The sequence below is a fragment of the Paracoccus sp. S-4012 genome (assembly GCF_009674885.1).
GTDB lineage: Bacteria > Pseudomonadota > Alphaproteobacteria > Rhodobacterales > Rhodobacteraceae > Paracoccus.
This window is the reverse complement of record NZ_WKKA01000005.1, coordinates 138,495-161,499: the sequence shown is the minus strand read 5'-3', so window position 1 is coordinate 161,499 and position 23,005 is coordinate 138,495. Positions and strand designations below refer to the sequence as shown.

The 23,005-nt window shown below is 70.6% G+C and carries 22 protein-coding genes; 14 read left to right on the top strand and 8 right to left on the bottom strand.

What is annotated here, in order from left to right; all coding sequences use genetic code 11:
- Position 1: 1 nt before the first annotated feature.
- Together GI374_RS08925 and mdh are read right to left on the bottom strand one after the other, a co-directional pair.
- On the bottom strand, positions 2–1,165 hold the full coding sequence (locus GI374_RS08925; RefSeq protein WP_154336716.1) for a D-alanyl-D-alanine carboxypeptidase family protein: 1,164 nt from the start codon (positions 1,163–1,165) through the stop codon (positions 2–4).
- A 183-nt stretch (positions 1,166–1,348) separates the two neighbouring features.
- On the bottom strand, positions 1,349–2,311 hold the full coding sequence (mdh, locus tag GI374_RS08920; protein ID WP_154336715.1) for a malate dehydrogenase: 963 nt from the start codon (positions 2,309–2,311) through the stop codon (positions 1,349–1,351).
- A 137-nt stretch (positions 2,312–2,448) separates the two neighbouring features.
- Here mdh and GI374_RS08915 point away from each other — a divergent pair, with 137 nt between their 5' ends.
- The 5 genes from GI374_RS08915 (at position 2,449) to mltG (ending at position 6,974) form a co-directional block, all read left to right on the top strand.
- Positions 2,449–3,183, top strand: coding sequence for a sulfite exporter TauE/SafE family protein (locus GI374_RS08915; RefSeq protein WP_154336714.1), 735 nt, complete (start codon positions 2,449–2,451; stop codon positions 3,181–3,183).
- A gap of 77 nt (positions 3,184–3,260) precedes the next feature.
- A complete protein-coding gene (fabG, locus tag GI374_RS08910; protein WP_154336713.1) occupies positions 3,261–4,001 on the top strand; it encodes a 3-oxoacyl-[acyl-carrier-protein] reductase in 741 nt (246 codons plus the stop codon).
- A gap of 141 nt (positions 4,002–4,142) precedes the next feature.
- The gene (locus GI374_RS08905) at positions 4,143–4,379 is read left to right on the top strand and encodes an acyl carrier protein (RefSeq protein ID WP_154336712.1); all 237 of its coding nucleotides are present in this window, start codon (positions 4,143–4,145) and stop codon (positions 4,377–4,379) included.
- A 154-nt stretch (positions 4,380–4,533) separates the two neighbouring features.
- A complete protein-coding gene (fabF, locus tag GI374_RS08900; protein WP_154336711.1) occupies positions 4,534–5,790 on the top strand; it encodes a beta-ketoacyl-ACP synthase II in 1,257 nt (418 codons plus the stop codon).
- Positions 5,787–6,974, top strand: a complete 1,188-nt coding sequence (gene mltG / locus GI374_RS08895; RefSeq protein WP_154336710.1) for an endolytic transglycosylase MltG — start codon at positions 5,787–5,789, stop codon at positions 6,972–6,974. The genes fabF and mltG overlap by 4 nt, the downstream gene beginning before the upstream one ends.
- 1 nt (position 6,975) lies before the next feature.
- Here the strand turns inward: mltG and trpA are convergent, their stop codons facing one another.
- From trpA to GI374_RS08880, 3 genes are all read right to left on the bottom strand, one after another.
- A complete protein-coding gene (trpA, locus tag GI374_RS08890; protein WP_154336709.1) occupies positions 6,976–7,887 on the bottom strand; it encodes a tryptophan synthase subunit alpha in 912 nt (303 codons plus the stop codon).
- A gap of 241 nt (positions 7,888–8,128) precedes the next feature.
- Entirely contained in the window at positions 8,129–8,581 is a 453-nt protein-coding gene (gene cueR, locus GI374_RS08885) for a Cu(I)-responsive transcriptional regulator (protein ID WP_154336708.1), read from the bottom strand.
- Positions 8,578–11,112: a heavy metal translocating P-type ATPase gene (locus tag GI374_RS08880; protein WP_154336707.1), complete on the bottom strand. Its 2,535-nt coding sequence runs from the start codon at positions 11,110–11,112 to the stop codon at positions 8,578–8,580. The genes cueR and GI374_RS08880 overlap by 4 nt, the downstream gene beginning before the upstream one ends.
- A 148-nt stretch (positions 11,113–11,260) precedes the next feature.
- On the opposite strand from GI374_RS08880, the gene GI374_RS08875 reads away from it, so the two are divergent.
- The 9 genes from GI374_RS08875 (at position 11,261) to GI374_RS08835 (ending at position 20,174) form a co-directional block, all read left to right on the top strand.
- Positions 11,261–11,476, top strand: coding sequence for a heavy-metal-associated domain-containing protein (locus tag GI374_RS08875; protein WP_154336706.1), 216 nt, complete (start codon positions 11,261–11,263; stop codon positions 11,474–11,476).
- Positions 11,477–11,766: 290 nt separating this feature from the next.
- A complete protein-coding gene (locus GI374_RS08870) occupies positions 11,767–13,392 on the top strand; it encodes an ABC transporter substrate-binding protein (protein WP_154336705.1) in 1,626 nt (541 codons plus the stop codon).
- Between the two features lie 73 nt (positions 13,393–13,465).
- A complete protein-coding gene (locus tag GI374_RS08865) occupies positions 13,466–14,431 on the top strand; it encodes an ABC transporter permease (RefSeq protein WP_154336704.1) in 966 nt (321 codons plus the stop codon).
- A gap of 7 nt (positions 14,432–14,438) precedes the next feature.
- The gene (locus GI374_RS08860; RefSeq protein ID WP_154336703.1) at positions 14,439–15,335 is read left to right on the top strand and encodes an ABC transporter permease; all 897 of its coding nucleotides are present in this window, start codon (positions 14,439–14,441) and stop codon (positions 15,333–15,335) included.
- A 2-nt stretch (positions 15,336–15,337) separates the two neighbouring features.
- Positions 15,338–16,414, top strand: coding sequence for an ABC transporter ATP-binding protein (locus GI374_RS08855; RefSeq protein WP_154336702.1), 1,077 nt, complete (start codon positions 15,338–15,340; stop codon positions 16,412–16,414).
- Entirely contained in the window at positions 16,411–17,469 is a 1,059-nt protein-coding gene (locus tag GI374_RS08850; RefSeq protein WP_370515241.1) for an ABC transporter ATP-binding protein, read from the top strand. The genes GI374_RS08855 and GI374_RS08850 overlap by 4 nt, the downstream gene beginning before the upstream one ends.
- A gap of 31 nt (positions 17,470–17,500) precedes the next feature.
- Positions 17,501–18,676, top strand: coding sequence for a S9 family peptidase (locus GI374_RS08845; protein ID WP_154336701.1), 1,176 nt, complete (start codon positions 17,501–17,503; stop codon positions 18,674–18,676).
- Positions 18,677–18,683: 7 nt separating this feature from the next.
- Positions 18,684–19,343 (top strand): GntR family transcriptional regulator, encoded by a 660-nt coding sequence (locus GI374_RS08840; RefSeq protein WP_195759886.1) that lies wholly within the window; start codon positions 18,684–18,686, stop codon positions 19,341–19,343.
- Positions 19,344–19,358: 15 nt separating this feature from the next.
- Positions 19,359–20,174, top strand: a complete 816-nt coding sequence (locus GI374_RS08835) for a fumarylacetoacetate hydrolase family protein (protein WP_154336699.1) — start codon at positions 19,359–19,361, stop codon at positions 20,172–20,174.
- Between the two features lie 2 nt (positions 20,175–20,176).
- Here the strand turns inward: GI374_RS08835 and GI374_RS08830 are convergent, their stop codons facing one another.
- From GI374_RS08830 to GI374_RS08820, 3 genes are read right to left on the bottom strand one after another with little or no spacing between them, the layout of a single operon-like run.
- Positions 20,177–20,806: an aspartate/glutamate racemase family protein gene (locus GI374_RS08830; protein ID WP_154336698.1), complete on the bottom strand. Its 630-nt coding sequence runs from the start codon at positions 20,804–20,806 to the stop codon at positions 20,177–20,179.
- Between the two features lie 44 nt (positions 20,807–20,850).
- Positions 20,851–21,210 carry a metalloregulator ArsR/SmtB family transcription factor gene (locus GI374_RS08825; protein WP_154336697.1) on the bottom strand — a complete coding sequence of 120 codons (360 nt, stop codon included), beginning with the start codon at positions 21,208–21,210 and terminating at the stop codon, positions 20,851–20,853.
- Positions 21,211–21,251: 41 nt separating this feature from the next.
- A complete protein-coding gene (locus GI374_RS08820; RefSeq protein ID WP_370515240.1) occupies positions 21,252–22,835 on the bottom strand; it encodes a gamma-glutamyltransferase family protein in 1,584 nt (527 codons plus the stop codon).
- Positions 22,836–23,005 lie beyond the last annotated feature (170 nt).

The following is a 23,005-nucleotide window of genomic DNA, read 5'->3' as shown; positions in this document are numbered from 1 at the left end:
CTCAGCCGCCCTGCTGCTGCGCCGCGGTCCAGGCGCGGCCGCCGAGCCGCATGGCCGCGGCCTGCATCCGCCCGAGGAATCCCGACTCGGCCACGTCCTGCGCCGCGATCAGCGGCGTCCGCGCCACCGCGCCGCCGGGAATGGTCACGACCAGCTCGCCCAGCCGGTCCCCCTTGGCGATCGGCGCCGCGAGCGGCCCGTCATAGACCGCCTCGGCCGTCACCCCGTCCTCGGCGCCCGCCGGGATCAGCACCCGCACCCCCTCGGCCGTGGTCAGCGCCACGCGGCCGGGCTGTCCCAGCCACACCGGCGCGACCAGCACCGACTGGCCCTGCGGGACCAGCGTCTCCATCGAGAACTCGCGGAAGGCCCAGTTGACGATGCGCTCGGATTCCTCGGCGCGGGCGGCCTCGGTCTCGAGCCCGTTCAGCACGAAGATGATCCGCCGCCCGTCCTGCACCGCGCTGCCGACGAGTCCGTAGCCCGCCTCGGAGGTGTGCCCGGTCTTCAGCCCGTCTGCGCCGATCCCGAGCTTCAGCAGCGGGTTGCGGTTGAAGCGGTTGGCGGGCGCGCGGTCATCATAGGCGAATTCGGTCAGCGCGAAATCGGGATAGAGGTCGGGAAAGTCCTCGATCAGGTGCATCGCGACGATGCCGAGGTCGCGCGCCGACATGCGATGCTCGGGGTCGGGCCAGCCCGAGGCATTGGTCAGATGCGTGTTCGTCAGTCCGATGCGCTTGGCCTCCTCGTTCATGCGCCGCGCGAAGGCGTCCTCGGTCCCGGCGAGGCCCTCGGCCACCACCACGCAGGCGTCGTTGCCGGAAAGGACGATGATGCCCTTGATGAGTTCGTCCACCGTCGGGCGGTCGAGCTCGTTGAGGAACATGGTCGAGCCCTTCATCTGCCGCGCCTTGGTCGAGACCGGCAGCTGCGTGTCGAGTTCGAGCCGCCCCTGCTCGAGCGCCTGGAAGACCATGTAGAGGGTCATCAGCTTCGACATCGACGCGGGCGGCAGGGCGACGTCGGCGTTCTTCTCCATCAGCACGGTGCCGGTGGCGACGTCATAGACCCAGGCGGCGCGGGCGGTGGTGTCGAAGGCCTGCGCGGGCAGCGCGAAAGCGGCGATCGCCGCCAACGCGGCGAGAAGGCGGGCGAGCGGTTGCATCGGGACGTCCTTGCCTGTTTGGCGACAGGGTTACACCGAAGCGGCCTAGCGCCGCAACGCTTGGGGCAGTCGCCGCGGGGGCTGTCTGCCCCCGCACCCCCGAGGATATTTCATCAAGGCAAAGCCAGGATGCGAAAAGGCCCCGGACGGATGCCGGGGCCTTGAGGCAATCGCCGGGTTGGATCAGGCGAGGCTCTGGTCGATGCCCTTGCAGGCCTCCACAAGACCCTTCACCGCGTCCACCGACTTGTCGAGCATCGCCTGCTCGTCGCCGTTCAGCGCGATGTCGATCACCTTCTCGATCCCACCCGCGCCGATCACGGTCGGCACGCCCACATACATCCCGTCGAGGCCGTATGCGCCCGAGACCCAAGCGGCGCAGGGCAGGACGCGCTTCTGATCCTTGAGATAGGCCTCGGCCATCTCGATCGCGCTCATCGCGGGGGCGTAGAAGGCCGAGCCGGTCTTCAGCAGGCCCACGATCTCGGCCCCGCCGTCGCGGGTGCGCTGCACGATCTGGTCGAGCTTCTCCTGCGTCGTCCAGCCCATCTGCACGAGGTCAGGCAGCGGAATCCCGGCGACCGTCGAGTAGCGGACCAGCGGCACCATCGTGTCGCCATGCCCACCGAGGACGAACCCGGTCACGTCGCGCATCGAGACGCCGAACTCGAGGCTGAGGAAGTGGCGGAAGCGGGCCGAATCGAGCACGCCCGCCATTCCGCAGACCTTCTCATGCGGCAGGCCCGAGAACTCGCGCAGCGCCCAGACCATCGCGTCGAGCGGGTTGGTGATGCAGATGACGAAGGCGTCGGGGGCATGGGCCTTGATGCCCTCGCCCACGGCCTTCATGACCTTGAGGTTGATCCCCAGCAGGTCGTCGCGGCTCATGCCGGGCTTCCTCGGCACGCCGGCGGTCACGATGCAGACGTCGGCGCCGGCGATGTCGGCATAGTCGTTGGTGCCCTTGAGATGCGCGTCGAAGCCCTCGGAGGGGCCGGATTCGGCGATGTCGAGGGCCTTGCCCTGCGGAACCCCCTCGGCGATGTCGAACAGCACGACGTCCCCAAGCTCCTTCATCGCCGCGAGATGCGCGAGCGTGCCGCCGATCTGCCCCGCGCCGATCAGCGCGATCCTAGCCCTGGCCATGACGTCCCTCCGTCCTGAAATGATGGCGCCCCCGTTATGCCCGCAGGGCGGCCCTGTCCAGCCCGGGCCCGGCTTGTGGCGGCGCGGCAAGGGGCCTAGAGGCCGCATATGTCCGCCCTGCCGCGCCCGTCCCTCGCATGACGCCCGAAGCCTGGGCGCTCTCCGTCGTGGCGGCGGTCGCCGTCGGGATGGCGAAGGGCGGGCTCAGCATGGTCGGGATGCTGGGGGTGCCGGTGATGGCGCTCGTGATGTCGCCGGTGCAGGCGGCGGGCATCCTGCTGCCGGTCTATATCGTCAGCGACATGGGCGGGCTGATCGCCTATCGGCGCCGCTTCGACCGGCGGGTGCTGGCCACGGCGCTGCCCGGGGCGCTGGCCGGGATCGGGCTCGGCTGGGCGACGGCCTCGATCGTGCCGGAGGCGTTCGTCACCGGCCTCGTCGGGCTGATCGGAGCGGTCTTCGCGCTGAATGCGCTGACCCGCCCCGCGGGGCGGACGCTGCGCCAGCCGCATCCGGGGCGCGGCAGCTTCTGGGGGCTGCTCGCGGGGTTCACCAGCTTCGTCAGCCACTCCGGCGCACCGCCGTGGCAGGTCTATATCCAGCCGCTCGGCCTCGCGCCGCTGACCTTCGCGGGCACGAGCACGGTGTTCTTCGCGGTGGTGAATGCGGCCAAGCTGCCGCCCTACTGGGCGCTCGGGCAGCTCTCGGCGGGGAACCTGCGGGTCTCGGCGGTGCTGGTGCCGCTGGCCTTCGCCTCGGTCTGGATCGGAGTGCGGCTGGTCCGCATCATGCCCATGGCGGTGTTCTACCGCTTCATCACCTGGACCTTGCTGCTTGTCTCGCTGCGGCTGCTGTGGGACGCACTGACCTGACGCCTGCGCTTGTGAACCGGGGGCTTCGCGCCCCCGGACCCCCGCGGGATATTTCGGGACAGAAGAAGGGGAATGCGATGTTCGATCTGGGCGGCCGGCGGGCCCTGGTGACGGGGGCCTCGGGCGGAATCGGCGGCGCGGTGGCGCGGGCGCTGCACGGGGCGGGGGCCGCGGTGGCGCTGTCGGGGACGCGCGAGGCGCCGCTGCGGGAGCTGGCCGGGAGCTTGGGCGAGCGGGCGCATGTGGTGACGGCGGACCTTTCCGATGCGGCCTCGGTCGAGGCGCTGCCGAAGGCGGCGGCGGAGGCGCTCGGCGGCGGGATCGACATCCTCGTCAACAATGCCGGGATCACGCGCGACAACCTCTTCATGCGGATGTCGGACGAGGAGTGGGCGCAGGTTCTGGAGGTGAACCTGACCTCGGCCTTCCGCCTCAGCCGCGCGGTGCTGCGGGGCATGATGAAGGCCCGGCACGGTCGGATCGTCACCGTGACCAGCGTCGTGGGCACCACCGGCAATCCGGGGCAGGGCAATTATGCCGCTGCCAAGGCGGGCCTCGTCGGCATGTCCAAGAGCCTCGCGGCCGAGGTGGCGAGCCGGGGAATCACCGTCAACTGCATCGCGCCGGGCTTCGTCGAGACGGCGATGACCGCGGCGCTGAACGACGAGCAGAAGGCCCGCATCCTCGGCGTCGTGCCGATGGGCCGCATGGGGCGGCCCGAGGAGATCGCGGCCGCGGCGCTCTACCTCGCCAGCGACGAGGCGGGCTACGTCACCGGGGCCACGCTGCATGTCAACGGCGGCATGGCGATGATCTGACGCCCGCCGCTCACAGTCTTGCGCGCGACGGTGAGGGTGTTGTATCCGGCGGATCGAAGGCCGACGGTTGTTCCGTTTCGGCTGGGGCCGCCGCGTGGGCGGCATTCCACCGGGCGGAGGCCCGCCAACGAAGGAAGTGACATGAGCGACATTGCCGAGCGCGTGAAGAAGATCGTCGTCGAACACCTCGGCGTCGAGGAAGAGAAAGTGACCGAGAGCGCGTCCTTCATCGACGACCTGGGCGCCGACAGCCTCGACACGGTCGAGCTGGTCATGGCCTTCGAGGAAGAGTTCGGCATCGAGATCCCGGACGACGCCGCCGAGACCATCCAGACCTTCGGCGACGCGGTGAAATTCATCGACAAGGCGACCGCCTGAGGGCGAAGCCCGCGCGGGCCTGATGGACCATCGGAGTTAGGCGGCGTCCCGCGGGGCGCCGCCTTGTCATTTGCGGGGGCGACCGGCGCGCGTTGCGCGGTCTGGCCCCCGCGTGTATGACCGCCCCCACCGCAAGGCAGCCGCGAGGGACATCATGCGCAGGGTCGTCGTCACCGGGATGGGAATGGTCACGCCGCTTGGCGCGGGGGTGGAGCCGGTCTGGTCGCGCCTGATCGCGGGCGAGTCGGGCGCCGGGCCGATCACCCGCTTCGACGCCTCGGGCGTGGTGACGAAATACGCCTGCGAGATCCCGATGGGCGGCGAGGGCGGCTTCGATCCCGACGACTGCATGGAGGCCAAGGACCGCCGCAAGGTGGACGATTTCATCGTCTATGCCATGGCTGCGGCGCAGATGGCGGTCGAGGACAGCGGCTGGGCGCCCGCGACCGAGGACGAGCGCGAGCGCACCGGCGTCATGATCGGCTCCGGCATCGGCGGGCTCACGACCATCGCCGAGACCGCCGTGCTGCTGAAGGAGCGCGGCGCCAAGCGCGTCTCGCCCTTCTTCATTCCCGGCTCGCTCATCAACCTCGCCTCGGGGCAGGTCTCGATCCGCTTCGGCTTCAAGGGGCCAAACCATTCGGTCGTGACCGCCTGCGCCACCGGCGCGCATGCCATCGGCGACGCGGCGCGGCTGATCCGCGCGGGCGACGCGGAGGTCATGGTTGCGGGCGGCGCCGAGGCGCCGATCAGCGAGATCGGCATTGCCGGCTTCAACGCCTGCAAGGCGCTCTCGACCCGCTGGGACAACGAGCCGAAGCGCGCCTCGCGGCCCTGGGACGCGGACCGCGACGGCTTCGTCATGGGCGAGGGCGGGGGCGTTGTGGTGCTGGAGGAACTGGAGCACGCCAAGGCGCGCGGCGCGCGGATCTATGCCGAGGTGCTGGGCTACGGCCTTTCCGGCGACGCCTATCACATCACCGCGCCGAGCGAGGACGGCGATGGGGGCTTCCGCGCCATGACGGCGGCGCTGAAGCATTCGGGACGGAAGGCGGCGGACATCGACTACATCAACGCCCACGGAACCTCGACGATGGCCGACGTGATCGAACTCGGCGCGGTCGAGCGGCTGCTGGGCGATGCCGCCTCGGGCGCGGTCATGTCCTCGACCAAGTCCTCGATCGGGCACCTGCTGGGCGCGGCGGGTGCGGTCGAGGCGATCTTCTGCATCCTCGCCATCCGCGACCAGATCTGCCCGCCGACGATCAACCTAGACAACCCAGCGGTGGCGGCGAAGGTCGACCTCGCCGCCAATGCCGCGGTGCGCCGCAAGGTCGATCTGGTCATGTCCAACAGCTTCGGCTTCGGCGGCACGAACGCCAGCCTCGTGATGGGCCGCTACGACGCATGATCTGGCGCAACCTCGCCTCGAACTTCCTGACGCTGCTGGTCGTGCTGCTGGTCGCGGCCGCGGGTGTCGTGGCCTGGGGCAAGCAGCAGTATGCGGGGCCGGGGCCCTCGGCCATGGCGCAATGCGTGCAGGTGCGGCCGGGGGCGAGCCTCGATGCGGTCTCGAAGCAATTGCGCGAGCAGGGGGCGATCAGCTCGGCCTATATCTTCCGCACCGGGGCCGACTATGCGGGCCGCTCGCGCGACCTGAAGTTCGGCAGCTACCTCGTGCCGCCGAACGCCAGCATGGCCGAGATCGTGGACGCGATCACCGCGGGGGGGCCCTCGACCTGCGGGACCGAGATCATCTACCGCGTGGGGGTGCGCGGCAACAGCGTGCTGCTGCGCGAGGTGGACCCCGCGACCGGCGAATATGTCGAGAGCGCCCGCTACAACCCCGCGGCCGAGCCCGCGCCCGAGGCGATCACGCAGGCCGAGGCCGGGCGCGACACGCGGATGCGGCTGACGGTAGCCGAGGGCGTGACCAGTTGGCAGGTGGTCGAGGGCTTGCGCCAGATCGACGTGCTGGCGGGCGAGCCGGGGCCGGTGCCGCCGGAGGGCAGCCTCGCGCCCGACACCTATTCGGTCGAGCCGGGGACCGAGCGTGCCCGGTTGCTGGCCGACATGTCCGCGCGGCAGGCGCAGATCCTGCAGGCGGCCTGGGAGGCGCGGCCGTTCGACCTGCCCTACGGCTCGCCCGAGGAGGCCCTCATCATGGCCTCCATCGTCGAGAAGGAGACCGGGGTGGCCGACGAGCGCCCGCAGGTGGCGAGCGTCTTCGTGAACCGCTTGCGCGACGGCATGCGGCTGCAGACCGACCCAACGGTGATCTATGGCGTGACGATGGGCCGCGAGGTGCTGGACCGCGGCTTGCGGCGGTCGGAGCTGGACGCGCGGACGCCTTACAACACCTATCAGGTGGACGGCTTGCCGCCGACGCCGATCGCCAACCCCGGCCGGGCGGCGATCGAGGCGGCGCTGAACCCGGCGGATACCGAATATCTCTACTTCGTCGCGGACGGGACCGGCGGCCACGCCTTCGCCACCACGCTCGAGGAGCACAACCGCAACGTCGCCCGCTGGCGCGAGATCGAGGCCGAGCAGGCCGCCCGAGCCGCGGCGGCGCAGGCGGCGAGCGACGGCTGACTCAGCCCTGACCGGGGGCGTCGGCGTCGTTCTTCGCGGCGGCGGCGGCCTGCGCGTCGGGGGCCTTGCCCGCCATGGTCTCGGGCGCCGCGGCCGGGGCAGGGACCTCGAGGCTCCGCTCGCCATGCGCGCCCACGGCGAGGCCGGCGACGTAGGCCAGCACCTCCGCGGTGCTGCGCCCCTCGCCGATCAGCCGCACGATGGCCGAGCCGACGACGCAGCCGTCGGCAACCGCCGCGACCTCGGCCGCGGCCTCGGGGGAAGCGATGCCGAACCCTACCACCACCGGCAGCGGCGTCGCGGCCTTGATCCGCGCGACCTCCGGCCCGACCGCGGCGGCGTCGGCCGTGGCGGTGCCGGTGATGCCCGTCATCGAGACGTAATAGACGAAACCCGAGGTGTTCTGCAGCACCTTGGGCAGGCGGCGGTCGTCGGTCGTGGGCGTGGCGAGGCGGATGAAGTCGAGGCCCGCCTCGCGCGCCGGGATGCAGAGCTCGGCATCCTCCTCGGGCGGCAGGTCCACGACGATCAGCCCGTCGATCCCAGCCGCAACCGCGCGGGAAAGGAAGCCCTCGACCCCGCCCGGCCCGGCATAGATGGGGTTGTAGTAGCCCATCAGCACGATCGGCGTCGTGTCGTCCTTGCGACGGAACTCGCGCACCATGTCGAGCGTCTGCTGGACGCTGCCGCCCTGGGCGAGCGCGCGTTGCCCGGCCGCCTGGATGGTCGGCCCGTCCGCCATGGGATCGGTGAAGGGCATCCCCAGCTCGATGATGTCGACGCCCGCGCCGGGGAGTCCCGCGATGATCGCGGCCGAGCGCTCGCGGTCGGGATCGCCCGCCATGATGTAGGAGACGAAGGCCTTGCGGTCCTGCCGGCGCAGGCGGTCGAAGCAGGCGGCGATGCGGGTCATGGGCTTGGCCTCTCGTCTCATCCGGGCGCGGCGTTCGGCGCGGGGACGATCAGGCGCGCGGGGCTGTTTCCGTGGCGGAGGCCGGGATCCCGCCCTCCGACACATGCTTCAGCCGTATTCCAGCTTCCCGGTCCCTCGTCAAGTCTCGCGGAGGTCGCAGTCGTGCCGGCGGTTTCTGTGTAAGTTCAGTAGCTTATGAGGGTCAGCGCGCCGTCACCCGCGTCAATACCCCCGCGTCCCCTCACGCCCGCAGCGCATCCACCTTGCCGAAGCGGCGGGGCGCCCTTCGCCGCGGCGCTCCGGCCTCGTCCGCGGCCAGCCCGTCGATGATCGGGCAATCCGGCCGGTCGTCGCCGTGGCAGCGTTTCGCCAGGTTTTCCAGCGTGGCGATCATGGCGCCGATCTCGGCCTGCTTCTGTTTCAGCGCATCGACGTGGCCGAGGGCCAGCGCCTTCACATCGGCGCTCGCCCGTCCGCGGTCGCTCCAGAGGGCCAGCAGCGCGCCGATCTGCTCGACCGTGAAGCCGAGATCGCGGGCGCCGCGGATGAAGCGCAGGCGGTGGATGTCGGCCTCGTCGTAGTCGCGATAGCCGCTCTCGAGCCGGGCGGCCTTGGGGATCAGGCCGGTCTGCTCGTAGTAACGGATCATCTTGGCGCTGACGCCGGAGGCCTCGGCGGCCTGGCCGATATTCATGGTCCGGTTCCTTTCAATGCCGCGGCCAGCCGCCGCCCTGCCTCGGTGCCGTCCGCAAGGTCCGCCGCCAGAACCGGCATGAAGCCCCTGAGGCGCAGCGCGTTCGACAGCACGAAAACGCTCGACATCGCCATGGCGCCCGCCGCCAGCACCGGCGACAGCAGCACGCCCCACACCGGATACAGCACCCCGGCCGCGACCGGGATCAGCGCCGCGTTGTAGGCGAAGGCCCAGAACAGGTTCTGCCGGATGTTGCGGATCGTCGCCTGCGACAGCGCGATGGCGTTCACCACGCCGCGCAGGTCGCTCGACATCAGCACCACATCGGCGGATTCGATCGCCACGTCCGTGCCGGTGCCGATGGCGAGGCCGACATCCGCCTCGGCCAGCGCCGGGGCGTCGTTGATGCCGTCGCCCACGAAGGCGACCTTGCGGCCCCCTGCGCGCAGTTCCCTGACCGCCGTCACCTTGCCGTCCGGCAGCACCTCCGGCACCACCTCGTCGATGCCGAGCTGACGTGCCACGGCCTCGGCGGTGGCGCGGTTGTCGCCGGTGATCATGGCGACGCGCAGGCCGAGATCGTGCAGCGCGCGGATCGCCTCGGGCGTGGTCTCCTTGATCGGGTCGGCGACGGCGATCACCGCGGCCAGCCGGCCGTCGATGGCGGCGTAGAGGGGCGACTTGCCCTCGCCGCCGAGCCGCGCCGCCTCGCCCGCAAAGGCTGTCACGTCATGGCCGAGCGTCACCATGTAGCGGTCGGCGCCGACCGCGACATGGCGGCCGTCCACGGTGGCCGCGACGCCGAAGCCGGGCACCGCGTCGAAGCCCTCGGGCGTGCCGATCCGCAAGCCGCGCGCCTCGGCCGCCGCGACGATGGCGGTCGCGATGGGATGCTCGGACCGGGCCTCGACGGCGGCGACCAGCGCCAGCACCTCGTCGCGCTCGAAGCCCGGGGAGGGGGTCAGGTCGGTGAGTTCGGGGCGGCCCTTCGTCAGGGTGCCGGTCTTGTCGACCGCCACCACCGAGACCTCGCGCAGCGCCTGCAGCGCCTCGCCGCGGCGGAAGAGCACGCCCAGTTCGGCCGCGCGGCCGGTGCCGACCATGATCGAGGTCGGCGTCGCCAGCCCCATAGCGCAGGGGCAAGCGATGATGAGCACGGCGACCGCGTTGACCAGCGCAAAGGTGAGCGCGGGGTCGGGGCCGAAGACCAGCCAGACGACGAAGGTCAGCCCGGCTGCCGCCATGACGGCGGGCACGAACCACGCAGTCACCCGGTCCACGAGCGCCTGGATCGGCAGCTTCGAGCCCTGCGCCTCCTCGACCATGCGGATGATCTGCGCCAGCACCGTCTCGGCGCCGACGCGCGTCGCGCGGAAGGAGAAGGCGCCGGTCCTGTTGATCGTGCCGCCCACGACCTCGGCGCCCGCGCCCTTGGCGACCGGGACCGGCTCCCCGGTGATCATCGACTCGTCGACGTAGGAAGTTCCCTCGACCACCTCGCCATCGACCGGCACCCGCTCGCCGGGGCGGACCTGCACGATGTCGCCCGCGCGAACCTCGGACAGCGGCAGCTCGACCGTGCGGCCGTCGCGCTCGACGCGGGCGGTCCGGGGTTGCAGCCCGACCAGCCGCTTGATCGCCTCGGAGGTGCGGCCCTTGGCCTTCGCCTCGAGATAGCGGCCGAGCAGGATCAGCGTGACGATGACCGCGGCGGCCTCGTAATAGACGTTGGCGGTGCCCTCGGGCAGCACCTGCGGCGCGAAGGTCGCCACCACCGAATAGGCCCAGGCGGCCGAGGTGCCGACCACCACCAGCGAGTTCATGTCGGGCGTGCCGCGCAGCAGCGCGGGCACGCCGCGGCGGAAGAAGCGGCGGCCGGGGCCGAAGAGGATGATGGTCGTCAGCACGAACTGGATGAGCCAGCTGGTCCGCATCCCGACGGTGTTCATCACCAGGTCATGGATCGCGGGAATGAAATGCGAGCCCATCTCGATTACGAAGATCGGCAGCGTCAGCAGCCCCGCGATCAGGGTCGAACGGCGGAGGTCCTCGAGTTCGCGTTCGCGGGCCTCGCGTTCGCGGTCGGCAGAGGCGCCCTCGATCCGATGCGGCTCGTAGCCCGCGCCCCGGATCGCGGCCTCAAGGGCCTCGACCGGGGTAACGCCGGGGGGATGGCGCACGCTCACCCGCTCGGTCGCAAGGTTGACCGTCGCGGCGCTGACGCCCGGCACGGCCTTCACCGCCTTCTCGACATGGGCGACGCAGGAGGCGCAGGTCATGCCGGTCACGCCCAGCTCGGTCGTGACCTCCGGCACCTCGTAGCCCGCGCCTTCGACCGCGCGCACGAGTGCCGCGGCGTCGGGCTGGCCCCTGAACGTGACATCCGCGCGCCCGGTGGCGAGGTTCACGTTGACCTTCGCCACCTCCGGCACCTTGGCGATGGCTTTCTCGACATGGGCCACGCAGGAGGCGCAGGTCATGCCCTCGACCGGGAGGCTGAGTGAGCGCGGAGATGGAGCGGCCTTTGTCATGGCAAGCGTTCCTCCTGATCCATGCCCGTGCAGATAAGGGTTCCCATGATGGGAAGGTCAAGGCCTGTCCTGCGGGGTGGCGGCCCTTGACCTTGCCATCGTGGCAAGGCCCAGCTTGACCGGAGGACAACCCCGAAAGAGAGTTCGCATGTTCCAGTTCGCCGTCCCCGACATGCATTGCGGCGCCTGCGCCCGGCGCGTCACCAACGCCATCCTGAGCGTCGATCCGAAGGCCGAGGTCGTCACCGATCCGCCCGCCCGTGATCTGCAGGTCACGACGCAGGCGGAGGAGCAGGCGATCCTCGCCGCTCTGGCCGAGGCCGGCTATCCGGCCGAGCGGAAGGGGCAGCAGGCCCCCGCCTGAGGTTCAGATTGCTCCCCGGCAGCGAGCGAGGGCCGGGCGGACATCGCTCCGCGATCGGCCGCGGCATGATGCCGTGGAGCGGCGCCAACCCGGCCGGGTTTCTGCATACAAAGCCGGGCAGGGCCAACCGCCGGTCCGGCACGACCCGCTCGCGAACCGCCAAACAGCGCAGGTAACACCGGATCAAAATCGCTTGACCAGGGCAACAATGTATACAAACCTCGCCGCCATTCGCGCCCCGGCGAGGGCGCGACAGTGCCAACAGGCACAGTTGGGGGGAGGGAGAGGACATGATCCATCTGAAGCCGCGCCGCTTCGGCGCGGGGCTCGCGGTCGGGCTGCTGGCGGCCACCTCGGCGCTCGCGCAGGACGCGGCGCTCGGCGAGGCGGTGCAGCCGCTGAGCGTTGTCTACTACGCCGCCGACATGGGCCCGGAGTTCGAGCAGTCGGCCCGCGCGCTGGCCGACGAATGGCAGAAGCTGGGCGTCACGCTGCAGCTGGTGCCGGTGCAGTTCTCGACCTTCGTGTCGCAGTTCGTCGTCGGCGGCCAGCTCGAGGATATCGGCGTCTTCACCGTGGGCGCCGACCCCGACCGGGTCGATCCGGCCTACTGGGTCCACGACATCGCCGCCTGCGGCCAGCGGCGCAACGGCTCGAAATGGTGCGACGAGGAATACACCGCGCTCGCCACCGCGCAGCGCGCGATGATCAATCCCGACGAGCGGCTCGAGGCGGTGCACGAGTTGCAGGAGATGTTGGTCGAGGAGATGCCCTTCTTTCCGGTCATCAACCGCACCTACGGCATCATCTACAACAGCGACAAATGGGAGAGCGTGACCTCCCCCGAGCCGGTCGCGGCGCATGAATCGCTGGTGGACCCGTGGCTCTCGGCGCGGCCGCTGACCGACGACCGCTGGCTCGACTGGGCCTATTTCGAGGATGTCAGCACCTACAACCCGCTCGCCGAGGAAGGCGCGGTCGGCTGGGTGCGCTACATCTTCGACACCTTCGCCAAGAACAACGCCGCCGGCGAGACGGTGCCCTGGGCGGCGGAATCCTGGACCTGGGTGGACGATCGCACGGTCGAGGTGAAGCTGCGGGACGGCATGACATTCCACGACGGCGAGGCGGTGACGGCGGACGATGCCGTGTTCACCATCCAGAACGTCATCGCGTGGCAGCCGCCGGCCATGTCGGCGCGGATCGGCAACCTCGAGGGCGCCGAGAAGGTGGACGACCTGACCTTCCGCGTCCAGCTGAAGGAGCCCGACGCCGCCTTCGAGACCACCGTGTTGACCTTCCTGTTCCTGCTGCCCGAGCATGTCTGGGCCGAGGCGCCGGAGAACGCGGTCGAATGGGACATCGTCGCCGCCGGGAAGGTGGTCGGCAGCGGCCCGTTCAAGTTCAAGACCTGGCGCGTGAACGAGGTCCACGAGCTCGAGGCCTATCCGACCCATTTCAACCCGCCGCAGTATGACGGCCTGCGCCGCCTCGCGCTGGGTCAGGCGGACGCGATCCGCGCCGCGCTCCTCGACGGCACCGGCGACATCGCCACGACCGTGCTGCCTGTGGCGACGATGAACGACCTCGCGATGCAGAACGACCATCTCGAATTCATCGAAGTGCCGTCGCATTCGACCATGTTCGTCTGGCTCAACAACGAGAAGGCGCCCTTCGACGACCGCGCCTTCCGCATGGCGCTGCGCACCGCCTCGAACAAGCAGCGGGTGGTGATCGAGGGCTGGCAGGGCTTCGGCATCCCGGCCGCCGAAGGGCAGGTGCCGCGCGTCCTCGGCCGCTGGCACAACGGCGAGCTCGAGCAGATCGAGTTCGACGTGGAGGCCGCCCGCGCGATCCTCGAGGAGGCCGGCTACGGCTGGGATTCGCGCGGCGCGCTGCACTATCCGCCGGGCTGAGGCCACGCAAGCGATCCGGCCGGGGCGTTCGCGTCCCGGCCCATCCATGACCTTCTGAGGGAACCGGCCGACCATGCGCGCCTATATCCTGCGACGCCTCGCGCAGTCCGTGCTCGTGGTGCTGGCCGTGACCACGATCATGTTCTTCATGTTCCGGGTGGTGCCCTCGGACCCGACCGTGATGCTGGTCGAGCGCGGCATCTCGGAGGAGGCGCGGCAGGCGCTGCTGGAACGCTGGGGGCTGACCGGCTCGCTCTGGGAGCAGTACCTGCGCTACATGGGCAACCTGCTGGTCGGCGATTTCGGCAGCTCGTTCTTCTACCGCCAGCCGGTCTGGGACGTGCTGCTGCCGCGCATCGCCAACACGCTCTGGATCGCGGTGCCGGGCCTGCTGCTGGGCGCGCTGATCGGCTCGGCGCTCGGCATGGTCGTCGGCTGGGCGCGCCGCGGCGGCGCGGTCGAGCGCGGCGGGATCCTCGTCGCCACCATCATCCGCGGCACGCCGAGCTTCATCATCGGCATCGCGCTGCTGGCGATCTTCTCGAGCTGGCTCGGCTGGCTGCCCGGCTTCGGCATGGGCGATGCGGGCGGCGCGACCGGCCTCGCGCGGTATCTGCGCTGGGACTTCCTGCTGCACCTGATCCTGCCGCTGATGGCGGTGGTGATCTACTTCCTGCCTGAGAACCTGCTCCTGATGCGCTCCGGCGTGGTCGAGAACCGGACCGAGGACTACATCGAACTGGTCCGCGCCAAGGGCGTCTCGGACGCGCGGGTGGCGTGGCACGCGGGGCGCAACTCGCTCTTGCCGCTCATCACCTGGCTGTTCCCGGCGCTGGCCGAGACCATCGCCGGCATCGTCGTGATCGAGATCGTGTTCAGCTGGCCCGGCATCGGCCGCGAACTGGTCCTCGCCGTCACGCGGCAGGACTATCCGGTGGCGCAGGCCGCCTTCTTCCTACTCGCGGTGATGATCGTGCTGGCGAACCTCGCCGCCGACCTGACCTACGGCAAGCTCGACCCCCGCGTGGTCTACAAGTGAGGGCCGCATGTCCGTGACCGCAGAACACGCCTCGCCCCGCCGCTTGGCCTGGCTGACCGATCCGCTGCGCCTGCTGATGAGCGACAGCTTCGCGGTGGCGGGCGTGACGGTGTTCGGCATTTTCGTCCTGATCGCGATCTTCGCGCCCTGGATCGCCACCCATCCGCCCTACGAATCCGCGCTCTCGCCCGAGGGCCGGCTGCTGCGCTTGCAACCGCCCTCGGCCGAGCACTGGTTCGGCACCACGACCTTCGGCCATGACGTCTTCTCGCAGTTCATCCTCGGCTTCCGCATCGCGCTGATGGTGGGAGTGCTGGGCGCGCTTGCGGTGGGCGTGATCTCGACGATGTTCGGGGTGATCTCGGGCTATTTCGGCGGTCTGATCGACGACATCCTGATGCGGATCACCGATGTCGCGCTGTCGATCCCGACGCTGCCCTTCGCCATCGTCGCCGTGGGCCTTCTCGGTCCCAGCATCAACAACATCATCCTCGTGATCGCGCTGCTGTTCTGGCGCAACGGCGCGCGGATCATCCGCTCGGCCGTGCTGACCGAGCGCGAGCGGGTCTATGTCCGCTGGGCGCGGGCGGCGGGGGCCTCGCACCTCCACATCATCCTGCGCCACATCCTGCCCAACGTGTTCCGCGTGGTGTTCCTGTGGATCACCATGTCGGTCGCCTTCGCCATCCTGACCGAGGCGAGCCTCAGCTTCATCGGCCTCGGCGACCCCTCGGTGGTCAGCTGGGGGCAGATGCTCAACACCGCCTTTTCCAGCGGCAACCTGCGAACCGCCTGGTGGTGGGTGGTGCCGCCCTCGGTCGCGCTCGTGATGCTGATCTCGGCACTCTACCTGATCGGCCGCGCCTTCGAGGAGCAGACCAACCCCCGCCTGCGGAGGAACTGACCATGGCCGACGCGACCGAAACCGACTTCGACCGCCGCCTGAACCTCAAGCCCCCGGTGCGGCTGACGGTCGAGGGGCTGCGCGTCATCTACCGCACACGCCGCGGCCCGTTCCAGGCGGTTGACGGCATCTCCTTCGAGGTCGAGCCGGGCACCGTCCTCGGCCTCGTGGGCGAGAGCGGCTGTGGCAAGAGCACGGTCGTCAAGGCGCTGATGCGGCTGCTGCCGGACGGCACGCGGATCGAAGGGCGAGTGCTGCTCGATGGACAGGACCTGCTGGCGATGGACAAGCGCGCCCTCCGCCGGGTCCGCTGGAACAAGGTCGCGCTCATCACGCAGAGCGCGATGAACGCGCTCGACCCGGTGATCCGCGTGGGCGACCAGATCGTCGAGTCGATCCGCGCGCATGAGGCGGTGGACCGCGCCACCGCGTGGCGCCGGGCCGAGACGCTGTTCCGCCTCGTCGGCCTCCCCGCCCATCGGCTGAACGAGTTCCCGCACCAGTTCTCGGGCGGGATGCGGCAGCGGGCGGTGATCGCCATGGCGCTCAGCCTCAACGCCGGGCTGCTGCTGGCGGACGAGCCGACCACCGCGCTCGACCCGATCATGCAGGACCAGATCATGTCGCGCATCCGCGGCATCCAGGAATTGCTGCACCGCTCGATGATCCTGGTCACGCACGACATCGGCCTCGTGGCCGAGAACTGCGACATGGTGGCGGTGATGTATGCCGGCCAGATCATCGAGAAGGGGCCGGTAGCCGAAGTGCTGGTGAAGCCGCGCCACCCCTACACCATCGGGCTGCACAACGCCTTCCCGCGGATGCCGGAGGAGGGCGAGGCGCGGCCGCCGCTGATCTCCATCGCCGGGGGCCTGCCGAACCTGCTGAACCCCCCGCCCGGCTGCCGCTTCGCCCCGCGCTGCCCCTTTGCCACCGAGCGTTGCCGGGTCGAAACTCCGCCCCTGCGGGAGCTTGAGCCGGGCCATTCCGCGGCCTGCCACTACGCCGAGCGGGCCGAGGATTTCCGCCGGCTGGGCCTGCTGCCCGAGACCTGGGCCGTGAAGGAAGCCGCCGCGTGAGACAGCCAGCCTCCGCCGCGCCGATGATCGAGGCCCGCGACCTGAAGACCCATTTCCGCGTCGGCGGCGGCGTCTTTACGGCGCTCGCCGGGCAGAAGCCGCAAGTCGCCCGCGCCCTCGACGGCGTCGACCTGACGATCCGCGCGGGCGAGGTCGTGGGCCTCGTGGGCGAGAGCGGCTGCGGCAAGTCCACCCTCGGCATGACCCTCGTGCGGATGGTCGAGCCGACCGGCGGCGAGATCCTCCACGACGGCCAGCCGATCACCGGCATCGCGGGCGCCCGCCTCAAGGCCTATCGCGCCCGCGCGCAGATCATCTTTCAGGACCCTTACAGCTCGCTGAACCCGCGCCTGACCGTGGGCCGGATCGTCGGCGAGGCGCTGCAGATCCACGGCATCGGCACCCGCGCCGACCGGACCGAGCGGATGCGCGACGCGCTGCGCAAGGTCCGCCTGCCGCCGGAGGAGTTCGAGGACCGCTTCCCCTCCGACCTCTCGGGCGGCCAGCGGCAGCGGGTGGCGATCGCCCGCGGCCTCGTCCTCGATCCGTCCTTCATCGTCGCCGACGAGCCGGTGTCGATGCTGGACGTGTCGGTGCAGGCGGGCGTGCTGGAACTGCTGGACGAGCTGTCGCGCAATCTCGGCCTCGCGGTGCTCTACATCTCGCACGACATCGCCACCGTGGGCTACATCTGCGACCGCGTGGCGGTGATGTATCTCGGCCGCGTGGTCGAGGAGGGGCCGGTCCGGACCATCCTGCGGCACCCGAAGCACCCCTATACGCAGCGCCTGATGGCGGCGATCCCGAACGTGGACCCGCTGGTCCGTCGCCCGCGCGTGGTCCTCGAGGGCGACGTGCCCTCGCCGCTAAACGTGCCTGCGGGCTGCCGCTTCGTGACCCGCTGCCCCTACGCGCAGGAGATCTGCCGAAGGGCGGAGCCGGACCTGCTGCGCGAGGGCGACGGCCGCACGGCGCGCTGCCACCTCTACGGCGCGCTCGCCGGAACCCCCGTGGCCGCCGAGGCGGCGAAGGATGCCGCGGCCATCGCCGCCTGATCTGACACACGAAGACCCACAGGAAGACGACATGACCGAAGCGCAGGAATACCCCGTCGAACGCCTCTGGAAGCACATCGCCTTCCGCAATCCGGCCGCCTTCACGGAAACCTACGGCTTCTCCGGCAGTCAGGGCATGGTCAACCTCGAGGGCGTGCTGATCCGCCCCCAGGGGCACGAGAGCAAGACCCTGCTGATCTTCATGCACCCGGCCTCGACGCTGCAACTGCTGCCGCTGCCGAACCGCCTCGCGGCGCTCGGCTGCCATGTCCTCGCCGCCGGCAGCCGCTATCAGCGCAACGACACGGCGCTGATCATGGAGAACGTGCTGGTCGATCTCGGCGCCTATATCCGCGCCGCGAAGGAGGATTGGGGCTACGAGAAGATCGTCCTCTGCGGCTGGAGCGGGGGCGGCTCGCTGGCCTCTTACTACCAGAGCCAGGCCGAGAACCCGACCGTGACCGACACGCCCGCGGGCGATCCGGCCGATATCCGCGCCGCCGGGCTGATCCCCGCGGACGCGCAGATGAACCTCGCGGCACACTACTCGCGGGCGCGGCTGCTGGCGGAATGGATCGACCCCTCGGTGCGGGACGAGAACGACCCCGACGACCGCGACCCGGCGCTCGACCTCTACGGTCCCGGCTATGCCGACCGGCGCTTCGACGCGGAGTTCCTCGACACCTACCGCGCCGCCCAGCTTGACCGCGTGCGCCGCATCACCGCCCGCGTGCGCGACACGCTCGACACGCTCAAGGCCCGCGGCGGGGCCGAGGTCGAGCGCGGTTTCGTCACCTACCGCACCATGGCCGACCCGCGCTTCATCGACACCACGATCGAGCCGAACGGCCGCAAGCCGCTCTGGACCTATCTCGGCCATCCGGAGACGGTGAACAGCGGCCCCGTCGGCCTCGCCCGCTTCTCGACGCTGCGCAGCTGGCTGTCGCAATGGTCCATCGACGACGCCCGCGCCGACAGCCTGAAATGCGGCCGCGCGATCACGGTGCCGTTCCTCGCCATCGAATGCGGCGCCGACGATGCCGTGCCGCAGAGCCATACGCGCCTGATCCACGACGCGATGGGCAGCCGCGACAAGACGATGCATCTGGTGGAGGGGGCGAACCACTACTTCGTCGGTCAGCCCGAGCACCTGAACACCGCCGCGGGCCATGTCCTCGACTGGCTGCGCGCGCGGGACTTCGTCTGACGCAGCCATGCGCCAGGACGTCTATGAGCTGATCCGCGGCCTGATCCTCGCGGGCGAGTATATCAGCGGCGATCCGATGCCCGAGGAGCAGCTGGCCGAGCGTCTGCAGGTCAGCCGCACCCCGGTCCGCGAGGCGATGAAGCGGCTGCAATCCGAAGGAATCATCGAGCGGCGCGAGAACCGCCGCGCCTATCTGGCCGAGGTGAACCCGGTCACGGTCGTGGATATCTTCATGGTCCGCGCCCGGCTCGAGCCGATGGCCGCGAAGCTGGCGGCGTCGCGGGTGGACGAGGGCTTCCTCGCCGCCCTCGAGGCGCGGATCGCGGAGATGGAGACCGCCCGCCTCGCGGCCGAGCCGGACCTGCGCCTCTACCGGCAGGCGAACGAGGGCTTCCACTGGGCGATCCTCAAGCAGTCGGGCAGCGGCGCGCTCGACAGCACGGTGCGCAGCGTGGCGCGGCGGCGGATCACCAGCCCGACCTTCCGCGGCTGGACCGCCGAGGAGCTGGAGCGCAGCCAGTCGCATCACCGCGAGCTGCTGGCCGCCTTCCGCCTCAACGATCCCGACTGGGCCGAGGCGGTGATGACCGCGCATCTCCATGCCGCGCGGGCAACCTATTTCCGGCTGTCGGGCCTCGCCTCCGGCCGGGCATCTGAAGACGACTGAACCAGGGAGCAGACAATGCGCATCGTGAGCTATCGGACGGGCAACGAGACCCGCATCGGCATCAGGACGGAGGACGGGCTGCGGGACGCGGGGGCCTTCCCGGCCAGTGCCGAAGCGTTCGGCAGCCTCGCGGAAACCGGCCTGCAACCCGGCACGAGGGTGCCCGAGGGCTGGACCCCGGCCATCCCGCTGATCCCCGGCGCGCGGATCATCTGCATCGGCCTGAACTATGCCGAGCACGCCAAGGAGGGCGGCCGTGAGCCGCCGGACTATCCGGGCCTGTTCCTGCGGGTGGACACCTCGCTCGCCGCCAATGGCGAGGCGGTGCCGATGCCCGCGGTCAGCGACCGCATGGACTGGGAGGCCGAGCTTCTGGTCGTGATCGGCAAGGGCGGCCGCGCGATCCCCGAGGCGCAGGCGCTCGACCACGTCTTCGGCTACGGCGTCTTCAACGACATCTCGATCCGCGACTATCAGCGCAAGGGCGCGCAATGGACGCCAGGCAAGAACTTCGACCGCACCGGCGTCACCGGCGAGGAGATCGTCACGCCCGACGAGCTGCCCAAGGGTGCCACCGGCCTCGGCATCCGCGCGATCCTGAACGGGCAGGTGATGCAGGACGCCAACACCGACATGATGATCTTCCCCGTCGCGAAGGCGATCTCGATCATCAGCGAGTTCATGACCCTGAAGCCCGGCGACCTGATCGCCACCGGCACGCCCTCGGGCGTCGGCTACGCGCGCACGCCTCCGGTGTTCATGAAGCCCGGCGACGAGATCGTGATCGAGATCGACCGCGTGGGCCGCATCGCCTCGAAGATCGAGGGGTAGCCTCAGCCGGCCAGCATCCTCGCGCCGTCGAGGATGCCGAGCACCGGGCGTTTGAGGGCGCGGCGCAGGGCGGCTCCATAGGGCGGCAGGTTCCCGCATTCGAGGACGATGGCGCCGATATCGGGGTGCCGCGCAGTCAGCGCGCGCCCGGTCTCCACGACGAGCGCTCCCATCCGCGCGGGATCGAAGCTCCCGGCCTGCTCGTCGCGCGGACGCAGGAACACGCTCGCGAACTCGGCGAAGCCGTCCAGCCCGGCGATCCGCACCTCGTCCGGCGCAGTCCCGGCCGCCGCGAGGCTGCGCGGCCCGAGGCTTGCGGCGGAGGCGGTCAGCACGCCCACCGGGCGGTTGCCCGTGAGTGCCCGCGCGAGCGGCACGAGGCTCAAGCCCGACAGCAGCACCGGGATCGCCACCGCCTGCGCGATCCGCTCCTGCATCGAGACCAGGAAGCCGCAGGTCGAGGTGAGCATCACCGCGCCCTCGGCCTCCAGCTCGCGGGCGGCGGCGACGAAGCGTTCCGCCAGCTCCGGCGGCGGCACCCCGTCGCGCACGATCTCGGGGCTGTCCGCTCCCGTCACCACCCGCACCCGCGCGGGCAGGTGATAGCTGCCCGGATGCCCGGCATCGCCCAAGATGCGGGGGAAGCGCGTGTCGAGGCTCAGGACGCCGATGAAGCTCAGGACCCGTGCCCCTCATGCGCGTGGTCGAGCGCGTTCTGCAGCAGCGTGGCGACGTGGTGGTCGGCCAGCCGATACCACGCGGTGCGGCCTTCCTTGCGGAAGGCCACGATCTGGTGGGCGCGCAGCAGGCGCAGCTGGTGGCTGGCGGCGCTTTCGGAGATGCCGGCGACGCGGGCCAGGTCCGCGACCCGCATCTCGCGCCCGCGCAGCGCCAGCAGGATCTTCATCCGCGTGAGGTCGGCGCAGACCTTCAGGATCTCGACCGCGCCGGAGATGCAGGGCTCGTGCGGCAGGCCTGCGCGGATGCGGGCGGCGGCCTCGGGGCCGCTGATCGGCGGGGCGGCGGTGTCGGTCATGCCGGGCAGTCTAGGCTGGGGCCGGAAGCGGCACAATCGCCTCAGCAGCCGAGCGCGCAGCCGTCCTTGCGCCCGTCCGACGCCGCCTCCAGCACGCCGTCCCCGCGGATCCAGATCGCCTGCGCGCCGCCGATGGGTCCCTCCGGCCGCTCGATCCGGTGGCCCATCGCGGCGAGTTCCGCAGCAACTGCATCGCCATAGCCGCGCTCGAGCCGCAGCGCGCCCGCCTCGGGGAAGCTGCGCGGGGCGTCGATGGCGGCCTGCAGGTCCATGCCGTAATCGACGAAGTTCGACACGAAGCGGGCATGGCCCGCCGCCTGATAGGCGCCGCCCATCACGCCGAACGGCATCACCACGCGCCCCTCGCGCCGCAGCATCCCCGGGATGATCGTGTGCAGCGGCCGCCGCCCCGGCGCCATCTCGTTCGGATGCCCTTCGGCCAGCGAGAACCCCGCGCCACGGTTCTGCAGCATGATGCCGAAGCGCGGCGAGGCGATGCCGGAGCCGAAGGGGTGGAACAGCGAATAGATCAGCGACACTGCCATGCGGTCGCGGTCCACCACGGTAATGTAGATCGTGTCGCGGTGGATCGCCTCGGTCAGCGGCGCGGGATCTGCCATCGGACGGGCCGGGTCGATCAGCGCGGCGAGCGCCTCGGCCGTAGCGGGGTTCAGCATGTGGTCGAGGCGGCCGCCCCCCTCCGCGATGAAACGGTTGCGGGCGTCGTAGGCGAGCTTCGCCGCCTCGGCTTCCAGATGCACCCGCTCGGCCCCGAACGGGTCCATGGCGGCGAGGTGGAAATGCGACAGGATGTTGAGCATCAGCAGCGCCGCCGCGCCCTGGCCGTTCGGCGGCAGCTCGATCAGTTCGGTGCCGCGGTAGTCGGTCGAGATCGGCGCGCAATACTCGCCGGCGGCGGCGGCCAGGTCGTCGGCGGTGTGGACGCCGCCGGCGTCGGACAGCGCGGCCAGCATGTCTTCGGCCACCTCTCCCGCGTAGAAGCCGTCGCGGCCGTCGCGGGCGATGCGGCGCAGAACCTCGGCCTGGCCGGGCAGGGCGAAGATCTCTCCCACCCGCGGCGCGCGGCCGCCGGGCAGGAAATGCCCGCGGGCCGCGGGATGCAGCGCCTTCGCGTAGGTCGGCCAGTCATGGGCCACGCGCGGGGCGACGGGCACGCCCTCGTCGAAATAGCGGATCGAGGGGGCCAGGACGGCATCGACGCCGATCCGCCCGTGATCGCCGAGCAGGCGCAGGAAGCCGTCGATCGCCGTGGGGATCGTCACCGCCTCGGCCGCGTGCAGCGGCACCGCCTCGATGCCGCGCTCGCGCAGGCGCGCGGCGTCGGCGGCGGCGGGCGCGCGGCGCGAGCCGTTCAGCCCGATGACCTCCGCCTCGCCCTCGCGGCTGGCCAGCACGAAGCAGTCGCCGCCGATGCCGCACATATGCGGCTCGCAGACGCCGAGCAGCACCGCCCCCGCGATGGCCGCGTCCATCGCGTTGCCGCCGCGCGCGAGGATGTCCAGCGCCACCTTGGCCGCCAGCGGATGCGAGGTGGCGCAGGCGCCGTTCCGCGCGAAGACGGCCGAGCGGCCGGGCAGGTGGAAATCGCGCGTCGGGCTGGTCACGTCTGGCTCCTCCGTTGCCTGCCTTGGCATGACGGAGGCGCGGGGCCGAGGCAACCGCTGGATCGCGGGACAAGCCGAAGGGAAGCCGGTGAACAGCCAGGGCAGGCACCGGCGGCGTTCTCCTCCCCCTCCTGCGAACCGAATTGACTGGCCGCCGGGTCTATGTGACG

What these genes read in the sequence shown, in the direction of transcription:
- GI374_RS08925 (WP_154336716.1), bottom strand. Translation starts at nt 1,165, where the DNA reads ATGCAACCGCTCGCCCGCCTTCTCGCCGCGTTGGCGGCGATCGCCGCT.
- mdh (WP_154336715.1), bottom strand. Translation starts at nt 2,311, where the DNA reads ATGGCCAGGGCTAGGATCGCGCTGATCGGCGCGGGGCAGATCGGCGGC.
- GI374_RS08915 (WP_154336714.1), top strand. Translation starts at nt 2,449, where the DNA reads ATGACGCCCGAAGCCTGGGCGCTCTCCGTCGTGGCGGCGGTCGCCGTC.
- fabG (WP_154336713.1), top strand. Translation starts at nt 3,261, where the DNA reads ATGTTCGATCTGGGCGGCCGGCGGGCCCTGGTGACGGGGGCCTCGGGC.
- GI374_RS08905 (WP_154336712.1), top strand. Translation starts at nt 4,143, where the DNA reads ATGAGCGACATTGCCGAGCGCGTGAAGAAGATCGTCGTCGAACACCTC.
- fabF (WP_154336711.1), top strand. Translation starts at nt 4,534, where the DNA reads ATGCGCAGGGTCGTCGTCACCGGGATGGGAATGGTCACGCCGCTTGGC.
- mltG (WP_154336710.1), top strand. Translation starts at nt 5,787, where the DNA reads ATGATCTGGCGCAACCTCGCCTCGAACTTCCTGACGCTGCTGGTCGTG.
- trpA (WP_154336709.1), bottom strand. Translation starts at nt 7,887, where the DNA reads ATGACCCGCATCGCCGCCTGCTTCGACCGCCTGCGCCGGCAGGACCGC.
- cueR (WP_154336708.1), bottom strand. Translation starts at nt 8,581, where the DNA reads ATGAATATCGGCCAGGCCGCCGAGGCCTCCGGCGTCAGCGCCAAGATG.
- GI374_RS08880 (WP_154336707.1), bottom strand. Translation starts at nt 11,112, where the DNA reads ATGACAAAGGCCGCTCCATCTCCGCGCTCACTCAGCCTCCCGGTCGAG.
- GI374_RS08875 (WP_154336706.1), top strand. Translation starts at nt 11,261, where the DNA reads ATGTTCCAGTTCGCCGTCCCCGACATGCATTGCGGCGCCTGCGCCCGG.
- GI374_RS08870 (WP_154336705.1), top strand. Translation starts at nt 11,767, where the DNA reads ATGATCCATCTGAAGCCGCGCCGCTTCGGCGCGGGGCTCGCGGTCGGG.
- GI374_RS08865 (WP_154336704.1), top strand. Translation starts at nt 13,466, where the DNA reads ATGCGCGCCTATATCCTGCGACGCCTCGCGCAGTCCGTGCTCGTGGTG.
- GI374_RS08860 (WP_154336703.1), top strand. Translation starts at nt 14,439, where the DNA reads ATGTCCGTGACCGCAGAACACGCCTCGCCCCGCCGCTTGGCCTGGCTG.
- GI374_RS08855 (WP_154336702.1), top strand. Translation starts at nt 15,338, where the DNA reads ATGGCCGACGCGACCGAAACCGACTTCGACCGCCGCCTGAACCTCAAG.
- GI374_RS08845 (WP_154336701.1), top strand. Translation starts at nt 17,501, where the DNA reads ATGACCGAAGCGCAGGAATACCCCGTCGAACGCCTCTGGAAGCACATC.
- GI374_RS08840 (WP_195759886.1), top strand. Translation starts at nt 18,684, where the DNA reads ATGCGCCAGGACGTCTATGAGCTGATCCGCGGCCTGATCCTCGCGGGC.
- GI374_RS08835 (WP_154336699.1), top strand. Translation starts at nt 19,359, where the DNA reads ATGCGCATCGTGAGCTATCGGACGGGCAACGAGACCCGCATCGGCATC.
- GI374_RS08825 (WP_154336697.1), bottom strand. Translation starts at nt 21,210, where the DNA reads ATGACCGACACCGCCGCCCCGCCGATCAGCGGCCCCGAGGCCGCCGCC.